The sequence below is a fragment of the Streptomyces sp. Je 1-369 genome, from assembly GCF_026810505.1.
Lineage (GTDB): Bacteria > Actinomycetota > Actinomycetes > Streptomycetales > Streptomycetaceae > Streptomyces.
Window position 1 is genome coordinate 6,053,961 of the sequence record NZ_CP101750.1, and the last position, 17,604, is coordinate 6,071,564.

Annotated in this window: 14 protein-coding genes; 1 reads left to right on the plus strand and 13 read right to left on the minus strand. The window is 69.9% G+C overall.

Annotation, left to right across the window (positions count from 1 at the left end; translation table 11 throughout):
* Positions 1-19: 19 nt before the first annotated feature.
* Positions 20-2,113, minus strand: a complete 2,094-nt coding sequence (pta, locus tag NOO62_RS27625; protein WP_268773529.1) for a phosphate acetyltransferase — start codon at positions 2,111-2,113, stop codon at positions 20-22.
* 292 nt (positions 2,114-2,405) lie between these two features.
* Here pta and NOO62_RS27630 point away from each other — a divergent pair, with 292 nt between their 5' ends.
* On the plus strand, positions 2,406-3,431 hold the full coding sequence (locus NOO62_RS27630) for a 6-phosphofructokinase (RefSeq protein WP_268773530.1): 1,026 nt from the start codon (positions 2,406-2,408) through the stop codon (positions 3,429-3,431).
* A gap of 62 nt (positions 3,432-3,493) precedes the next feature.
* Here the strand turns inward: NOO62_RS27630 and NOO62_RS27635 are convergent, their stop codons facing one another.
* The 12 genes from NOO62_RS27635 to NOO62_RS27690 all read right to left on the minus strand — a co-directional run bounded on the left by NOO62_RS27635 (position 3,494) and on the right by NOO62_RS27690 (position 17,603).
* Positions 3,494-4,132 carry an XRE family transcriptional regulator gene (locus NOO62_RS27635; RefSeq protein WP_268775809.1) on the minus strand — a complete coding sequence of 213 codons (639 nt, stop codon included), beginning with the start codon at positions 4,130-4,132 and terminating at the stop codon, positions 3,494-3,496.
* 181 nt (positions 4,133-4,313) lie between these two features.
* Entirely contained in the window at positions 4,314-4,928 is a 615-nt protein-coding gene (locus NOO62_RS27640) for a hypothetical protein (RefSeq protein ID WP_268773531.1), read from the minus strand.
* A gap of 26 nt (positions 4,929-4,954) precedes the next feature.
* Positions 4,955-5,101 carry a hypothetical protein gene (locus tag NOO62_RS27645; protein ID WP_268773532.1) on the minus strand — a complete coding sequence of 49 codons (147 nt, stop codon included), beginning with the start codon at positions 5,099-5,101 and terminating at the stop codon, positions 4,955-4,957.
* 4 nt (positions 5,102-5,105) lie between these two features.
* Positions 5,106-9,446: a DUF6531 domain-containing protein gene (locus NOO62_RS27650; RefSeq protein ID WP_268773533.1), complete on the minus strand. Its 4,341-nt coding sequence runs from the start codon at positions 9,444-9,446 to the stop codon at positions 5,106-5,108.
* Positions 9,447-9,550: 104 nt separating this feature from the next.
* Positions 9,551-9,706 carry a hypothetical protein gene (locus tag NOO62_RS27655; protein ID WP_268773534.1) on the minus strand — a complete coding sequence of 52 codons (156 nt, stop codon included), beginning with the start codon at positions 9,704-9,706 and terminating at the stop codon, positions 9,551-9,553.
* Between the two features lie 67 nt (positions 9,707-9,773).
* Entirely contained in the window at positions 9,774-10,817 is a 1,044-nt protein-coding gene (locus NOO62_RS27660) for a hypothetical protein (protein WP_268773535.1), read from the minus strand.
* Positions 10,805-11,467 carry a hypothetical protein gene (locus tag NOO62_RS27665; protein WP_268773536.1) on the minus strand — a complete coding sequence of 221 codons (663 nt, stop codon included), beginning with the start codon at positions 11,465-11,467 and terminating at the stop codon, positions 10,805-10,807. The genes NOO62_RS27660 and NOO62_RS27665 overlap by 13 nt, the downstream gene beginning before the upstream one ends.
* A 195-nt stretch (positions 11,468-11,662) precedes the next feature.
* A complete protein-coding gene (locus NOO62_RS27670; protein ID WP_268775810.1) occupies positions 11,663-12,502 on the minus strand; it encodes a carbohydrate ABC transporter permease in 840 nt (279 codons plus the stop codon).
* 15 nt (positions 12,503-12,517) lie between these two features.
* Entirely contained in the window at positions 12,518-13,501 is a 984-nt protein-coding gene (locus NOO62_RS27675; protein WP_268773537.1) for a carbohydrate ABC transporter permease, read from the minus strand.
* Positions 13,502-13,617: 116 nt separating this feature from the next.
* Positions 13,618-14,985, minus strand: coding sequence for an extracellular solute-binding protein (locus NOO62_RS27680; RefSeq protein ID WP_268773538.1), 1,368 nt, complete (start codon positions 14,983-14,985; stop codon positions 13,618-13,620).
* 210 nt (positions 14,986-15,195) lie between these two features.
* Positions 15,196-15,879: a response regulator gene (locus tag NOO62_RS27685; RefSeq protein ID WP_268773539.1), complete on the minus strand. Its 684-nt coding sequence runs from the start codon at positions 15,877-15,879 to the stop codon at positions 15,196-15,198.
* A complete protein-coding gene (locus NOO62_RS27690; protein ID WP_268773540.1) occupies positions 15,876-17,603 on the minus strand; it encodes a sensor histidine kinase in 1,728 nt (575 codons plus the stop codon). Before NOO62_RS27690 ends, NOO62_RS27685 begins: the two co-directional genes overlap by 4 nt.
* Position 17,604 lies beyond the last annotated feature (1 nt).

The window sequence follows — 17,604 nt, forward strand, 5'->3', positions numbered from 1 at the left end:
GCGCTTTCTGTGGGGGTGGTCAGGCGGTGGGCGTCTGGGGCTGGGCCTGGGGCTGGGACTGGATCGCCGTGATGGCGACGGTGTTGACGATGTCCTGGACGAGCGCGCCCCGGGACAGGTCGTTGACCGGCTTGCGCAGGCCCTGGAGGACCGGGCCGACGGCGATCGCGCCGGCCGAGCGCTGCACGGCCTTGTATGTGTTGTTGCCGGTGTTCAGGTCGGGGAAGATCAGCACGCTGGCCTGGCCCGCGACGTCCGAATCGGGCAGCTTGGTGGCCGCGACCGACGGCTCCACCGCGGCGTCGTACTGGATCGGGCCCTCGATCTTCAGGTCCGAGCGCTGCTCGCGCACCAGCTCGGTGGCCTCGCGCACCTTGTCGACGTCGGCGCCCGAACCGGACGTGCCCGTCGAGTACGACAGCATCGCGATCCGCGGCTCGACCCCGAACTGCTCGGCGGTGGTCGCCGACTGCACGGCGATGTCCGCGAGCTGCGGGGCGTTCGGGTCCGGGTTGACCGCGCAGTCGCCGTACACGAGGACCTTGTCGGCCAGGCACATGAAGAACACGGAGCTCACGATCGAGGCGTCCGGCTTGGTCTTGATGATCTCGAAGGCCGGACGGATGGTCGCCGCCGTCGAGTGCACGGAGCCCGACACCATGCCGTCGGCGAGGCCCTCCTGCACCATCAGCGTGCCGAAGTAGTTCACGTCCGCCACCACGTCGTACGCGAGCTCGACGGTGACGCCCTTGTGGGCGCGCAGCTCCGCGTAGGCCGCGGCGAAGCGGTCCCGCAGCTCGGAGGTCTGCGGGTCGATGAGCTCGGAGTCGGCGAGGTCCACACCGAGGTCGGCGGCCTTCTTGCGGATCTGCTCGACGGGGCCGAGCAGCGTCAGGTCGCAGACGCGGCGGCGCAGCAGTACGTCGGCGGCGCGCAGCACGCGCTCCTCGGTGCCCTCGGGCAGCACGACGCGACGCCGGTCGGCACGGGCCCGTTCCAGGAGCTTGTGCTCGAACATCATCGGCGTGAGGCGGTCGCTGCTGGGCGCCGAGACGCGACTGAGGAGGTCCGCCGTGTCGACGTACCGCTCGAAGAGGCCGAGGGCGGTCTCCGCCTTGCGGGGCGTCGCCGCGTTCAGCTTCCCCTCCAGGGCGAAGAGCTCGGCCGCGGTGGGGAAGGAGCCGCCGGAGACCGCGACGACCGGGGTGCCCGGGGCGAGCCGGTCGGCGAGGGTGAGGATCTCCTGGCCCGGCTGCTCGTTCAGGGTCAGCAGGACGCCCGCGATGGGCGGGGTGCCCGCGCTGTGCGCGGCGAGCGAGCCCACCACGAGGTCGGCCCGGTCGCCGGGGGTGACGACCAGGCAGCCCGGGGTCAGGGCGTTCAGGAAGTTGGGCAGCATGGCGCCGCCGAAGACGAAGTCCAGGGCGTCGCGCGCGAGCCCCGAGTCGTCGCCGAGCAGCACGCGGCCGCCGAGCGCGTGGGTGATCTGCGCGACCGTCGGCGCGGAGAGCGCGGCCTCGTCCGGCAGGACGTAGCAGGGCACGGGGAGGCGGGCGTCGAGGCGCTCGTGGATCTCGTCCCGGTCGGCGGGGGCGACCCGGTTGGTGACCATGGCGAGGACGTCGCAGCCGAGCGAGTCGTACGCGCGGTAGGCGTTCCGTGTCTCGGCGCGCACCGACTCGGCGGTCTGGTTCTTGCCGCCGACCACGGGCAGCACGGAGGCACCGAACTCGTTGGCGAGCCGAGCGTTCAGGGCGAGCTCGTCGGGCAGCTGGGTGTCGGCGAAGTCCGTGCCGAGCACGAGAACGACTTCATAGTCCCTCGCGACCCGGTGGAACCGGTCGACGAGCTGCGAGACCAGTTCGTCGGTGCCCTGCTCCGCCTGGAGCGCGGACGCCTCGTGGTAGTCCATGCCGTACACGGACGCGGCGTCCTGCGAGAGCCGGTACCGGGCGCGCAGCAGGTCGAAGAGCCGGTCGGGGCCGTCGTGGACCAGTGGCCGGAAGACGCCCACCCGGTCGACCTGCCGGGTGAGGAGCTCCATGACTCCCAGTTCGACGACCTGGCGGCCGTCGCCCCGGTCGATGCCGGTCACGTACACGCTGCGCGTCACGCGTGCTCTCTCCTTCTTCGAGATCGGTGAACCCGTCGCCGCTTCGAGTCGGACAAAGTACCCGATATCGCGGCTGTGTCCTCTTGACAATACCTCTGCGGCTGATTAGGTCGCCCGCCGGACGAAAGCCCCGCCGCCCCCGGTACGAACGTCCCGACCCGCCCCCTCCCCAAGTCCCCGCCCCGCCGTCGGACACACATCCGTCGGACATGTGTGAGCGGCGACCCCCCTCCGGCCGTGGAACAATCGGACCGGCTCACAAGTACCAGCAGCGAGCAGGAGACACAGCGCGATGCGTATCGGAATTCTCACCGCGGGCGGCGACTGCCCCGGCCTCAACGCAGTGATCCGGTCGGTCGTGCACCGCGCCGTGACGCACTACGGCGACGAGGTCATCGGCTTCGAGGACGGCTACGCGGGCCTGCTCGACGGGCGGTACCGCGCCCTCGACCTGAATGCCGTCAGCGGCATCCTGGCCCGTGGCGGCACCATCCTCGGCTCGTCCCGCCTGGAGCGCGATCGCTTCCGCGCGGCCTGCCACAACGCCAAGGAGCTCATCGAGCGCTCCGGCTTCGACGCGCTCATCCCGATCGGCGGCGAGGGCACCCTGACGGCGGCGCGCATGCTGTCCGACGCGGGCGTCCCGGTCGTCGGCGTCCCGAAGACCATCGACAACGACATCTCCTCCACGGACCGCACCTTCGGCTTCGACACGGCGGTCGGCGTGGCGACGGAGGCGATGGACCGCCTCAAGACCACCGCGGAGTCCCACCAGCGCGTGATGGTCGTCGAGGTCATGGGCCGCCACGCGGGCTGGATCGCCCTGGAGTCCGGCATGGCCGGCGGCGCGCACGGCATCTGCCTGCCCGAGCGCCCCTTCGACCCCGCCGACCTGGTCGCCATGGTCGAGGAGCGGTTCTCGCGCGGCAAGAAGTTCGCGGTGATCTGCGTCGCCGAGGGCGCGCACCCGCAGGACGGCACGATGAACTACGGCAAGGGCGCGATCGACCAGTTCGGTCACGAGCGCTTCCAGGGCATCGGCACGGCGCTCGCGTACGAGCTGGAGTCCCGCCTCGGCAAGGAGGCCAAGCCGGTCATCCTGGGCCACGTCCAGCGCGGCGGCACCCCCACGGCGTACGACCGTGTCCTCGCGACCCGCTTCGGCTGGCACGCGGTGGAGGCGGTGCACCGCGGCGACTACGGCAGGATGACGGCGCTGCGGGGCACGGACATCAAGATGGTGCCGTTGGCGGAGGCGGTCACGGAGCTGAAGACGGTGCCGAAGGACCGGATGGACGAGGCGGAGTCGGTCTTCTGACGCTTCCCGCCGTCACGCTCGACCTGGCGGGTCCGGACCCAGCCCCAGCCTCGGGCCCGTCCTCAGCTCGCCCTACCCCGCCCGCCGCGGACCAACGCCCAGAAGTGCTCGAGAATCCGCTCCAGGAAGTCCCGCCCGGCTTCCCCGGACGCGTCCGAACCGGCGCCCCCGCCCCAGCTCAGGGTCCGCGCCATCCGTGACTGATAGTCCTCGTGCATCTGCCGCACCACGTCCTCGACGTGCCGCTTCTCCAGGGGCAGCAGCTTGCTGACGGGCCGCACGTACCCCTGCCAGCGGGTGCTGACGGCACTGCGCAGCAACTCGGCGAGCTGCTCCGCCCGCCCCGTCACGGTCACGAAGTCGGGCACGGACAGAGCAAGCACCTCGGCGAGGGCGGCGGACTGCCGTTCGTTCCCCCGCCACGTGTCGGTCTCCTCCATCCGCAGATACGCCTGGATCTCCACGCCCGCCCCGCGCGCGACGTCCTCCGGCGCGAGCCCGCGCGCGATCCGGTGCTCGCGCAGGGTCCGCGCGGCCCCCATTAGCTCCCCGGGCGAACACCACAGCGTCGCGGCGAGCGCGGTGAGCTCGGCGGACGTGGGCGAGGAGAGCCCGCGCTCCCAGGCGGCGACGGTGTCGGCGGTGACGTAGGCGAGCCCGTAACCGGCCCGCATCCCATAGGCGACATGTCCGTGCGCCATCCCGAGCGCCTCACGGAGACGCCTGGCGGCGGGGAAGTCGAAGGGGGGTGTGGGCTGGTGGGGTTGGTGCGGCGGCTGGCTCGGTTGGCTCGGTTGCACGGGCACACGGTAGGCGGCTGTGGGGGTGGTGACTACGGTGTGTTCCTACGAGGTTGCGGAATGGTGGGAAGGTACGGGGGCCTCACCGAGCGCCCAGGGCATCTTCCAGGGCGTGGGCGTACTGGCGGAAGGCGTCGCGCGCGTCGGGCCGGGTAGCCGAATCCGGGCGCAGGATCTCCGCGAGGAACGCCACGCGCCACATGGCGAAGACGGTTGCGGCCCCCGGCTCCGGGGCGTCGCCGGTGATGCGTACCGCGATCCCCAACGCCTCGCGCACCAGGGGAGCGCCCTCGGCGGCGTCAGCGCCCCGCGCGATCGCGGCGTTGACGAGGGCCTGCAGGTATCGGGTGAGCTGCAGGTCGGCCCCCATCCGGCTCATGCGCCGGACCGCTTCCGGCTCGCCCAGCCGCGGCGACACCTCTTCGTAGCCGCCGGAAGACAGCAGCAGGGACGGTACGGCGACGGGGTGATCCCGTGCGTAGCCCAGCTCGTCGAAGATCAGCATGGTGTCGGGGTCGAACTCGCCGATGTCCCTGATGAGGGCAAGGACGCGTGCGAGGTGCTCCCGGCGTCCGTCCACGAATGCGCCCACCGAGACGTCGGCGAGCGACCATGAATCCGCTGAGACGACCGCGCCGATCTCCACGAGCCCGCCGAGCGGGCCGAAGATCTCGCGGGCCAGAACGCTTTGCGACATGTTCAACCTCAACTACCCTGCTCGACTCAGAAATTACCCATGAAGTGCTGCATGATCGCCTCGCCCTGCGGCAGCACGCGTGGCCCCCCTCTGTTGAGGACGTCGACGCCCTCGGGGGTGTTCACGAGATACTCGGGAAGGTTACCCGCCGGTCCGCTGTGGTTGCGGAGCACGCTGTCAGCGAACTCCCGGGGGACTTCGACCCGTACGACGTGGCCCGACGGGCCCGCGTACTGGGTTGCGGCCCGGTTGAAGTCGTCGGTCAGGTACACGCCCGCGTCCGGTGTGTAGTCGCGCTGGTCCCGGATGGACTGAGGAAGGGAGAACTGGTCCCCATGCCAGTTCTGTGAGCCGTGATAGAGGACGACCGTGTCGCAGCCCGAGAGCCCGAACGGGTCGATCTGCCGGAACGGATTGGTGACGTATCCATAAGGGTCGGGTGCCGGCGCCAGGCCGAGTGGGTTCAAGAGTGCTGTAACGGGCGGTTTCCGGGTCGTAGTAGCGCTGATAGTTGTAATGCAGCCCGGATTCCGGGTCGAAGTACTGACCGGGGAAGCGCAGCGGGGTGTACGCGCTGCTGCGGGCCGGCCAAGTTGTGAGGCCCCAGATGGTCCTGCGAGCCTGCCACGCGGTCGCTCCCTGCTCGTCGATCAGCTCCGTCGGTGTGCCGACGAGGTCGGTGACGACGGCGAAGAAGCGGCTGTCGATCTGCTCCTGGGTGGCCTCGTCGATGAGCCTCTCCGTCTGGGCGATCGGGCGCAGCCCGTCGTAGTCCCACGTCAGGGCGACATCGTGCGGCACATCGGCTGCCGTGGTGCGTTGTTCGGCGACAAGGGGCCCGTCCCAGGTGAAAGCGGTCCGTTCCACCACGGCAGAGCCGTCATCGGCCATGCGCAGCTTTGCCGTACGACGGCCCAGGGGGTCGTACTCATAGCGCCAGACCGTTCCGTCGGGTGTGGTGACCGAGGTCAGCCGATCCTCGGCGTCCCACCGGTAGTGCCAGACATCGGGCTTCCTGGACAACCGGGTCCTGCGGCGGAGCACGACACGACCCGCCTCGTCGTACTCGTAGTGCACCGAGCCCGCGCCCACGAGGCGGTGACCCTGATGGGCGCGGGCTCCGCGGGCCTCCTGGCCGGGGTGGCGCTCCGGCCAGTGTGCCGTCGACTGACGGCCCGCCCTGTCGTATGCGTACGTCTCCGTCCAGTCCTGCGCCCGGAACTCGGTGACGCGGCCTGCCGCGTCGAGCCCCAGGCTGACCTCACCGAGGTGGGGGTCGGTGATGCCGACGAGGTGGCGGTCCGGCCGGTAGTCGTACGCGCGGCGCAGGACGGGGCGGTCCGATGCCGTGACCGTCTGTTCGAGCGGGCGGCCGAGTACGTCCCATGTCTGCGCGATCGACAGAGAGCTGCCCACGATGCGTTCGGTCTCCCGGCCGCACGCGTCGTGGGAGAAGGACGTGCCATGTCCCGACGAGTCCAGCGCGGACGCGCGACCCAGCGCGTCGTAGGAGTGCTGGGTGGAGGCTCCTGTCGGCGTGGTGCGCCGTACACGTCGGCCCATGGCGTCATAGGCGAAGGAGAGCAGCCTGCCGTCGACCCGCTCGGCCAGCACACGGCCGTTCCTGTCGTGTTCCCAGGTCACCTCGGAGTGCGGTCCCACGGCGCGCACCAGCCGGCCGACCGGGTCGTAGGAGAAGGTGCTGATCTCCCCGTGCACGTTCTTGGTCAGCGGTCGGCCCAGCGCGTCGTAGGAGAGGGCGACGGTCTGCCCAGCCGCGTTCCTGCGCTCGACCAAACGGCCCGCGGCATCTCGCGTGTAGTGGGTCGGTCGTTCGTCGAAGTCGTTCTCGCCCACCAGGTGCCCGGCCGCGTCATAGGCATATTCCCAGGTGAGGCCGAGGGGGTTGGTGACCTGGACGAGCCGCAGCGAAGAGTCGTACCCGAACTCGTGGCGGACTCCGTCCGGACCTGTTCGCGCGCGGACCAGGTCGAAGTGGGTGTATTCGTAGGTGGTGTCCGCGCCGCCGGAATTCGTGTGGCGAAGACAGTTGCCTTCGCCGTCGTACTCCCAGGACTCGTCCGAGCCGTCGGGGCCCACCATGTGGGCTATGTGGCCCTCGGTGGTCCAGCTCAGCCGTGTCGTCGAGCCCACCGCGTCGGTGGCTCGGACGAGGCGGCCGAACGCGTCGTAGGCGCGGCGGACGCGATCCCCCAGCGCGCTGACGATCTCGACGTGGAGCCCGGCAGCATTACACCGGACCGTGGTGGTGGCGCCGAGTGGGTCGGTGACCGAAGCGGGGCCGCCCCTTTCGTCGTAGGTGAACCGTGTGGTCGCCCCCTCGGGGCCGACGAGTCCGAGACGGTTGCCCCGCTCGTCGTAGACGTGTTCCCAGCATGCGCCATCCACCGTCACCACCCTCACGGGCAGGCAGAGTTCGTTGTACTCGACGTGAGCCGTGGTGCCGTCGGGGCGGGTGACCGTGAGCGGCTGACCGTGGGCATTGTTGGTGAAGGACGTGGTGTTCCCGAGCGGATCGGTTCGAGACACCAGGTGATGGTGCTGGTCGTACGTGCTCCGTGTGACAGCTCCGTTGCCGTCGATATCCGCGATGACCTGGCTGTTGTCGTTGATGAGGAAACGGCTGACGTGGGCTTCCGCGGAAGTGACGGTGGTGACACGGAGGCCGGGCCACGCCGCGTCGGTGCCGTCGTAGGTGAAGGTATGGGCGAGGTGTCCCGCCTGGCCGCCCTGGGCGACACAGCGGTCCCGGTCGTCGTACGTGTAGTCGTACCGGCTGTGGTTGGTATCGGTCCACGAGGTGAGGCGCAGCCGCCGGTCGTACGTGAACTGCTGCGGCATCCCCGACGAGTTGATTACCTCCGTGAGGTTGCCGTCGGTGTATCCGTACCTCTTCAACACGACATCCGAGCCGTCCTCGCCTCCGCCCGCGAGTGCGAGTGCCGTGACGCGCCCGTCCTCCGCCGACAGCTTCAGGTGATAACCACCGGAGTGGCGCAGGGCGAGCGGCATGCCGTGTTCGTCGTACGCGAAGTCGATGGTGTTGCCGTTGCGGTCGCTGACGCACTCGATGCGTGCGACACCTGCCTCGGGAGCGTTGAAGCGGTGGCTGTGGCCGATGAGGGGGTCCTCGACCTGGTAACCGCCGTTGGACAGACGAGTCAGGGGCCGACGAGGGCCGGCCTCGGGCAGAACGGGCAGGCCGGGCGAGTTGGGGTGTGGGTACGCGAGGAGCATGCCGTCTTCGGTGGCGAAGACGATGCCTTGCTCGTCGACTTCGAGGTGCTGGTCGATGGTGGAGGCCCAGGAGGGGCCGAACCACTGGCCGGTGCGGTAGTCGGAGGCGGCGCGGCGGGTGAACGCCAGCGTGAGGGTGCCGGGCAGGGTGGTGTCGGTCTGGGTCAGGAACATCTGTCCCGTGGCCGCGTCCACGGGGTCACCGCACCCCTTGACCGCGCTCTTTACCCGGTTGTAGGCCCCCTTGGCCCCGTTGGCGATCGTGTCGCGGCCGGACTTGGCCAGCCCGCGCACCCCGTTGGCCATGCCCTTGAGCCCCATGGCCTTGAGGCCCTTGAGCCCCTTGCCGAGTTTCGCCGCGGTGGTGAGGCCCTTCATCCCGGGCACACAGTCCAAGGCGGCGAAGGCGACGTCGAGTAGGCCCGCTTGGCCTTTCGCGTATTTGTTGAGCGTGTCCGCGAGGACGATCACCGCTGCCACGATGACGATCGCGGCGAGGATCGGTCCGCCGATGATCATCGCGATGATGCCGACGACGGCGACGACGACCTTGCAGACCTCGACGATGGTGTCCCAGTTGTCGGAGACCCAGTCGCCGACCTCTTCCCACCACTTGCGGTTCTGGATGCCCGCGTCGGACGCTTCGTCGATCTTCTTCTTCGCGGTGCCCGCGGCCTCCTCGCGCATCTTGCGCGCGTCGGCGGCCATCTTCTTCGCCGCTTCCAGGGCGCTCCGGGCGGAGTCGACGTCACCTTGGGCGGACTTCTGGGCCTTCTCGGCGGAGTGGGCGTTGCGGGTGGCGGCCTTGACCTTGTCCTCGTCCGGCTTGGGCACGTCCTTGCCGCCGCCGGGCTTGTCCTTGTACTTGTCGGCTTCCTTGCCGGCCTTGTCCACCCAGGAATCGGCGGAGGTGAGGCGGGTCTTGGCGCTGCTGAGGTCGGCCTGGGCCTCGCGGCCCTTGACCAGTGCCTTGTCGGCCAGGGACTGGGCGCGCTCCAGCTCCGGCCAGTACGCGGACAGCGCGTCGCCCGCCATCTCGTAGGACTTGCGGAGCTTCTTCAGCTTGCTCGGGGCGTCCTCGAACTTCTCCGTGAACGCGTCGGCGGTCTTGCCCACCCACTTCAGGATGGCCTCGTCGCCCGCCATCCCTTTGATGTCCCGCAGGACCTTGCCCACGTCGTCGGCGAAATCGTGCAGGTTCTTGGCCAGCGACCGCACCCGGTGCGGATCACCCGGCGTCGGATCCTTCTCCAGATCCAATACGTGCCAGTCCCGCGGCCGATGGCCCCCCCATACGACTTCCTCCGCCCCCGCAGCCCCGCTCGTAACCGTACGCACGAGCGAAGCTATCGAATGAGCCCGCGTTACGTGAAGGCGTTATGGGGAGCGGCGCCGAGGGCTGGGGGCCAGGTGCGTTTCCAGGGCGTGGCCGTACTCCCTGAAGCGGGGGCGGGCCGTTGCGCGGCGACCGGATCGTCGTCGTCCAGTGCCCCGGCGAGCAGGTGTTCCGGGATGTTCATGTCCCCCCCCCGCGGGGGTGGGGGTGCGGGGCGGTCAAAGGGAGGGGCTCCTGGCTGGTGCGTGTGGTCAGCGGTTGATGGACTGGATCTCGTCCACCACCACGTCCTGCTCCGCGCCGAACTCGCCGTCGGGAAGCCTTCGTTCACCGTCCACGCCCGTGCCCGTCCAGCTGATCTTCCACGTGACCGTGGCCTTCAGCGGGTACGAGCCGTCGCCGGACGAGCGGAGGTACTTCACGCCGCAGGGCGGGGTCTCCTTCGACTTGCCCTTCGCGTACGGCGTGCCGATCTTGTCGCCCACCAGGTCGCAGACGCCGTTCGCCGGGTACGTCTCCGCGTCCGCCGTGCCCGGGTCGATCTTCAGGGAGACGGGTTCCGCGGTCGTCGTGGCCTGGATACCGAGCACGTCGACCCGGGCGGTCACGGACACCGGCTTGAACTCCGCGCCGTCCAGCCACGCCCACGTCGGCAGGTTGACCTTCGTGCCGCCCTCGGGGGCGAGGGACACCTTCGTACCGGGGACGCGGATCTCGGCGTACGCGAGCTTCGCCAGGATCTCCGGGTCGATGGCCTCGGGGACGTCGGCGGGCGGCGGGTCGCCCTTGTCGACCCAGAACGTTTCCTTTGTGCACTTGTCCCAGCCGGGCGGGTACGACTTGTTGGGGAACGCCGTCCACCAGTAGCCCTTGCCGGCCTTGTCCATGTTGAAGTCCTTGTACGGCTTCCCCTTGACGTAGCGCTCCTGCTGTTCGAGGTCCCACTGGTGACCCGTGGAGTCGACGGCCCAGACGGCCTCGCGCCCCTTCTTGAACTCGGCGGGCGTGTACGTCGGGCCGTACCAGCAGGGCGGCGGGCTGTACGTGCCCGCGGGGGCGATGGCGCCGGTCCTGGGGCCCGAGCCGTTCTTGGAACGGTCGAAGGAGATGCCGCCCGCGGAGGCGATCAGGGTGCCGTCGCCACCGTCCTCGGTGGGGGCCTTGGCATCGCCGTTGGTGGTCCCGCCGTGGCCGGTGCCCGCCGAGGCGGGGCCGGGCAGGAGCAGCACGGCGGCCATCGCCACCGCCCCGGCCGCGATCAGTGGTGTCCTGCTCGTCCTGGTCATGGCTGGCATGTGGCGTTCCCCCGGTCTGAAGTGGTCGTCTCGGTGACCCAGACGCCCTGCTTGTTCACGTGCAGTCGGCTGCTGTACAGCACGAAGTCGTCCTTGGACGGGGCCGGTGCCTTCGCCGTCCTGCCCGTCTTGAGGCTCTTGTTGTGCGCCTTCCGCTGGTCCTCGCAGTAGACGAGGCCCGCCGTCTTGCCGCCCGTGACGTCCACCCGGGCGTTGAAGTACCGCTTGACGCCGGTGATGCGGTCCTTGTAGTCGACGTACTCCTGTACGAACTTCTGGCTCCCGGCCGCCGCGTTGCCCTCGGAGTAGAAGCGGTACGCCTTGTGCAGCGGCTTCTGCTCGGCGATGGCCATGTCGACGGCCTGCACGTACTGCTCGGTGTCGGCCAGGACCGCGTCCTTGGTCTTGTCGCCCGTCTTGGACCAGTCGAACTTGTACGTCAGGTCCGACGACACCTCGATCTTCGGCCGCTCCACCCCCGCCCCCGCCTCCGCGGACTCGTCCCCCGATGGCGACTTCTCGTCGCCCTGGTCCGCGCCGGCGATCTTGTCGTCGGCTTTCGGGTTGTCGTCGTCGCTGCCGCAGGACGTCAGAAGCAGCGCTGCGGAGGCCGCGAGCGCGGCCGTCGCGAGGCGGAGAGGGCGGGTCACTGTGCGGCTCCTGGCAGGTGGGGACAGGTGGGGGGAGGGCGCGAGTTCAGCACGCTAGTGCGGTCCCGGGCCCGATACCAGGGAGATGTGTGACCACGAAAGGGGCGACAGGGAACGTATCGCCGCGAACTCATGTCACAGTTTCGTGTCCGCCGTAAGGGCGGATCCCGTCAGCCCGCGGCCGGTGGCGCGTCCTCAGCCCTTCACCGCGCCGCCCAGTGCGAATCCGCCGCCGAGCTTCCGTGAGACGAGGACGTACAGCAGGATCACCGGCGTCGAGTAGAGGATCGAGAACGCGGCCAGCTGGCCGTACACCACCGTCCCCTTGTTGCCGAAGAAGTCGTTGATGCTGACCGACGCCGGCATCTGCTCCGGGGAGAGCAGCAGCATGAAGGGGACGAAGAAGTTGCCCCACATCATGACGAACGAGAAGACCGTCACCACCGCCACGCCTGGGCCCATCAGCGGCAGGACGATCCGCAGCAGGGACTGGAAGGACGACGCGCCGTCCGTCCACGCCGCCTCCTCAAGCTCCTTCGGTACGCCGTCCATGAAGTTTTTCATCAGCCAGATGGCGAACGGGAGTTGGGACGCCGCGAAGAAGAAGATCGTGCCCTGCATCGTGTCGATCAGGTCGACCTGCACGAACAGCGCGTACACCGGAACCATGATCGCCGTGATCGGCAGGCTCGTCGCGAAGAGGATCGTCAGCATGAAGGGACGGTTCAGGCGGGAGCGGTAGCGGGAGAGGGGGTAGGCGGCGAGTGCCGCGCAGACCACCGTGAGCAGTGTGCCGCCGCCGCAGAGCAGCAGGCTGTTGAGGAGCGGGGTGAAGGTGATCTCGGGGGTGAGGACCTGGTCGTAGTTGTCGAGGGTGAGGCTGTCGGGGAGCCGCACCCTGAGGTCCGCCTTCGGGTCCAGGGAGGAGAGGACCACCCAGGCGAGGGGCAGGATGAACGCCGCCGCCACGACCAGCAGCCCCGCGTCGGCGGCCAAGCGGTGCGAGGAGTGGCGCGAACGGGGCTTCGCGGGCAGCTTCTTGACGGGCACTCAGACCTCCGTGCGGAGCAGGCGCATATAGACGACGGAGAAGAGCGAGCCGACGAGGAGCAGCAGCAGGGCCACGGCCGTGCCGTAGCCGATCATGCTCTTCTGGAAGGCCTGCTCGTACATGAAGAGCGGGAGCGTCTGGCTGTCGTTTCCCGGGCCGCCGCGCGTCATCACCCAGATCAGGCCGAAGACGGAGAGCGTCTGCAGCGTGTTGAGCATGAGGTTCGTGCCGATGGAGCGGCGGATCATCGGCAGCGTGATGTGCCACATGCGGCGCCAGCCGCCCGCGCCGTCGACCTCCGCGGCCTCGGTGATCTCCTTGGGGATCTCGTTGAGGGCGGCGGAGTAGACGAGCATCGAGAACGCCGTGCCCCGCCAGACGTTCGCGAACGACACCGCGAGGATCGGCAGCGTGAACAGCCAGTTCTGGGAAGGGAGATGGAGGAAGTCGAGGACGGCGTTGAGGGTGCCCTCGCGGCGGAAGAAGGCGTAGAGGAGGAAGCCTGCGACGACCTCCGGCAGCACCCACGCTGTGACGACGATCGCGCCCGTGAGGGTACGGACCGGCTTGGAGGCGCGCTGCATGAGGGTGGCGAGGGCCAGGCCCAGCGTGTTCTGGCCGATGATCGAGGAGAGGAACGTGAAGACGAGGGTGAGCCGGACCGCGTTGAGGAACCGCTCGTCGCCGAACGCCTCGCGGAAGTTGTCGAGCCCCACGAAGCTCGACTCGGCCTGGCCGGTGAGCTGGAGGTCGGTGAAGGCGATGTACGCGCAGTAGCCGATCGGGCCCGCGAGGAAGAGCGCGAGCAGGACGACGGCGGGGGAGACGGGCAGGGCACGGAGCAGGCCGCGGCGTACGCGGGCGGGGGAGCGGGATCCGTGGGGTCCGGCGGTCGGGGGTGCGGAGTGCGGGCGGCCAGGCGGCGACGGCGTCTTGACGACGCCGCCTGGGCCCGCGGACGGTGCGGGGGATGCGGAAGTCACGTGCGGGCGCTCACTCTCCGGTGCGGGCGGGCACCAAGTCCTTGGTGCGGGCGGGCACCCAGTCTTTGGTGCGGGCGGGCACCAATGCGGGTGGCGGTATCGGCGGACCCGGCGCGCTACTTCTCGATGACCTGGCCGTCCGTCGCCGAGTCGACCTCTTCGTCGTACCCGCTCGCGGCGTCCTCCACCGAGCTGTCGCCCGTCGTCACCGACTCCATCGCCTCCTGGATCGCCGTGGACACCTTGGGATACTCGGGATACGCGGGCCGGTAGTACGTCGTGGCGACCAGGTCCGTGAAGAACTTGATGCCGGGCTGCGCCTTCACGTACGTGGGGTCGGCCGCGACGTCCTCGCGGACCGCGATGCCGGAGTTGGCGATGTACCACTTCTTGGCGTTGGCCTTGGTCTGCATCGTCTCGATGAACTTGAAGGCCAGGTCGGGGTTGTCGGCCTTGGCGGGGATCGCCCAGGTCCAGCCGCCGGACATGCTCACCTTGCCGGGCGCCTGGCCGTGCTGGGTCGGCATCGCGGCGAGGCCCAGCTTCTGCGACCACTCGGGCCACTCGTGTCCCGCACCCTTGCCCCAGTCCTGCGGCAGCCACGAACCGTCGAGGTTGATCGCCAGCTTGCCCTCGGGCAGCAGCTCACCGCGGACGCGCGTGGCGAAGTTCGGGTCGAGGGCGTCCGAGACGTCCGGGCCGAGCTTCTCCTTGTAGACGGTCTCCACGAACGACAGGGAGTCCTTGAAGCCCTTGCTGCCCGTGACCCACTTCTTCGCCGCCGGGTCGTAGAGGGGATCCTTGCCCGTGCCGTAGCTGAGCATCTGGAAGCCCTGCATCGTGGCCGCCTCACCGGCCGGTTTGCCCGTGTACACGTTGAGGGGCGTGACGTCGGGGACCTTCTCCTTCACTGTGCGGGCCGCGTCAAGGACGTCGTCCCACGTCTTGGGCTGCCAGTCGGCGGGCAGGCCCGCCTTCTTGAAGATGGCCTTGCTGAACCAGAGGCCGCGGGTGTCCGTGCCGTCCGGCACGCCGTACGTCTTGCCGTCGGCCGCCTTCGCCGCCGTCTTGGCCGTGCCGATGAACCGGTCCCAGTCCTTCCACTTGGCCAGATAGGTGTCGAGGGGCTTCAAGTACCCGCTGGTGATGTCCGAGTTGATGAGGAACGTGTCCTCGTAGACCAGGTCGGGGGCGGTCTTGGGGGAGCGCAGCATCTGCTGCAGCTTCGTGTAGTACTCGGAGTCCGGCGCCTTGATCGGCACCAGCTTCACCTTCTTGCCAGGGTTCTCCTTCTCGAACTGTTTCTTGATGTCCGTCAGATAGGTGTCCATGACCCTGATCTGGTTGTCCGTGGACTGCTTGAAGGAGATCTTCACGGTGTCGGGGTCGTCGCCTGAGCCGCCGCCGCACGCGGTGAGGGTGGAGGCGGCGAGCAGGGTGGAGGCGGCGAGGAGCAGAGGGGTGGTGGTGGGGCGCACGGGCACGACCTCCTACTGGCCGACGCGGCGGGGCCGCCACGTGGGTTGCCCGGTGAACGTAAGGGCGTGCTCGGAGCAAGGTCAATGCCTCTGCGGGCGCTGTGCGTTGTTGCCTGTCACCACCGTGACAACGTTGTTATCGGGCGTACGTTGGTGAGGCCGCCGGGGTGGGAAGTGCGGGGGGCCGTGGCGCGGCGGGGCGGGCCGTGGAGAGGTTCAGTCGTTCGGCGTAAGCCAGCGGTAGACCAACTCGGGGCGGCCGACGTGGCCGTACTGCGGGCTGCGGGCCGCGCGCGCCGTGTCGACGAGGTGTTCCAGGTAGCGGCGGGCGGTGATGCGGGAGAGGCCCGCGGACTGGGCGGCGGCGGTGGCGGTCAGGCCGTCGGGGGCGTCGCGCAGGGTGCGGATGACGCGTTCCAGGGTGGGGCCGCTGAGTCCCTTCGGCAGGGCGGCGGGGCCCGGGGCGCGCAGGGTGGCGAGCGCGCGGTCCACCTCGTCCTGACCGGTGGCCTCGCCCTCCGCGGCGGCGGAGCGGAACTCCGCGTACCGGGTGAGGCGGTCGCGGAGCGTCGCGAAGGTGAACGGCTTCAGGACGTACTGGACGACGCCGAGGGAGACGCCCTCGCGGACGACCGCGAGATCCCGGGCCGACGTCACCGCGATGACGTCCGTGGGGTGACCGGCCGCGCGCAGGGAGCGGGCCAGCTGGAGTCCGTGGCCGTCGGGCAGGTGCAGGTCCAGGAGGATCAGGTCGACCGGGGTGCGGTCGAGGGTGCGGCGGGCCTCGGCGGCGGAGTGGGCGGGGCGGTCGATGGCCTCGAAGCCGGGGACGCGGTTGACGTAGAGGACGTGGGCGTCGGCCGCGACGGGGTCGTCTTCGACTACGAGTACGCGGATCACTTGGCGCCTCCCGGGGCGGTGTCGGCGGTGCCGGTGGTGCGGGTGGTGCCGGTGGTGTCGGTGGTGCGGGTGGTCTCGGCGGTGCCGGTGATGTCGGTGGTGGCCGTTGTCAGGGTCACCTCGAACTCCGCGCCCCCCTCCGGGGATTCTCGTACCGTCAGTGTGCCGCCGTTGCGGGTGACCGTCTGGTGGACCAGGGCCAGGCCGAGGCCGCGGCCCGTCGCCGCCTTCGTCGACCAGCCGCGTTCGAAGACCGCGTCCCGTTGGGCGGGGTCGACGCCGGGCCCCGTGTCCGAGACGCGCAGGAGCAGCCCCGCCGCGTCGGCCCGCGCCGTCACCGTGACGCGCGCCGCGGGTGAGCCCTGCGCCGCGTCGACCGCGTTGTCGATGAGGTTGCCGAGGACCGTCACCAGGTCGCGGGCGGGCAGGGACACCGGGAGCATGCCGTCGTCGATGCTGCTGTCTTCCGAGACGACGAGCTCCACCCCGTGCTCGTTGGCCTGCGCCGCCTTGCCGAGCAGGAGGGCGGCGAGTACGGGTTCACTGACCGCGGCCACCACCTGGTCGGTCAGCGCCTGCGCCAGCTCCAGCTCGGCCGTGGCGAAGTCGACCGCCTCGTCCGCGCGGCCCAGCTCGATGAGGGACACCACCGTGTGGAGCCGGTTCGCCGCCTCGTGGGCCTGCGAGCGCAGCGCCCGCGTGAAGCCGCGCTCCGAGTCCAGCTCCCCGGTGAGCGCCTGGAGCTCGGTGTGATCGCGCAGGGTCACCACCGTGCCGCGGCGCTCGCCGCCCGACACGGGCGACGTGTTGACGACCACCACGCGGTCGGCGGTCAGATGCAGCTCGTCGACCCGCGGCTCGGCCGCGAGGAGCGCGCCCGTCAGCGGGGCGGGCAACCCGAGCTCGGAGACGTTGCGGCCGATCACCGGACCGTCCGGACCGTCCGGCAACCCGAGCAGCTCGCGACCGCCGTCGTTGATGAGGGCGATGCGCCGCTGCCCGTCCAGCATCAGCAGCCCCTCACGCACCGCGTGCAGCGCCGCCTCGTGGTAGTCGTGCATGCGGCTCAGCTCGCCCGCGTTCATGCCGTGCGTACTGCGGCGCAGGCGTGCGTTGATGACGTACGTACCGATCCCGCCGAGCACGAGCGCCGCGGCCGCCACCCCGAGCAGCGCGACGAGCTGGCCGCGGGCCTTCGCGGTGATCTCCTCGATGGTGATCCCGGCGCTGACCAGGCCGACGATGCGCCCGTCCCCGGCGGTGGGACCGTCCCAGATGGGCGTGACGACGCGCACCGAGGGGCCCAGCGTGCCCGTGTACGTCTCCGCGAAGGTCCGGCCGAGGAGCGCGTCCGCCCGGTGGCCGAGGAAGCGCTCGCCGATGCGGCGCTCGTCGGGATGGGTCCAGCGGATGCCGCGTGTGTCCATGATCGTCACGAAGTCGACGCCCGTGTCGCGCTGCACGCGCGCCGCGTACGGCTGGAGCTCCTTCGACGGTTCGCTGCCGCGGATGGCTTCCCGTACGGAGGGGGAGTCCGCGACCGCCCGTGCCGTCGCGGTCGCCTGCCGGCGCGCGCCTTCCTCGGCCTGGTGCTTGTCGCTCAGGTACGTGAAGAGGGCGCACCCGGCGACCACCGCCGTGACCAGCACGATCTGCATCGCGAAGAGCTGGCCCGCCAGGCTGCGCGGGAGTCTGCGCGGGCGGGAGGGGCGGGTGCGGGACATG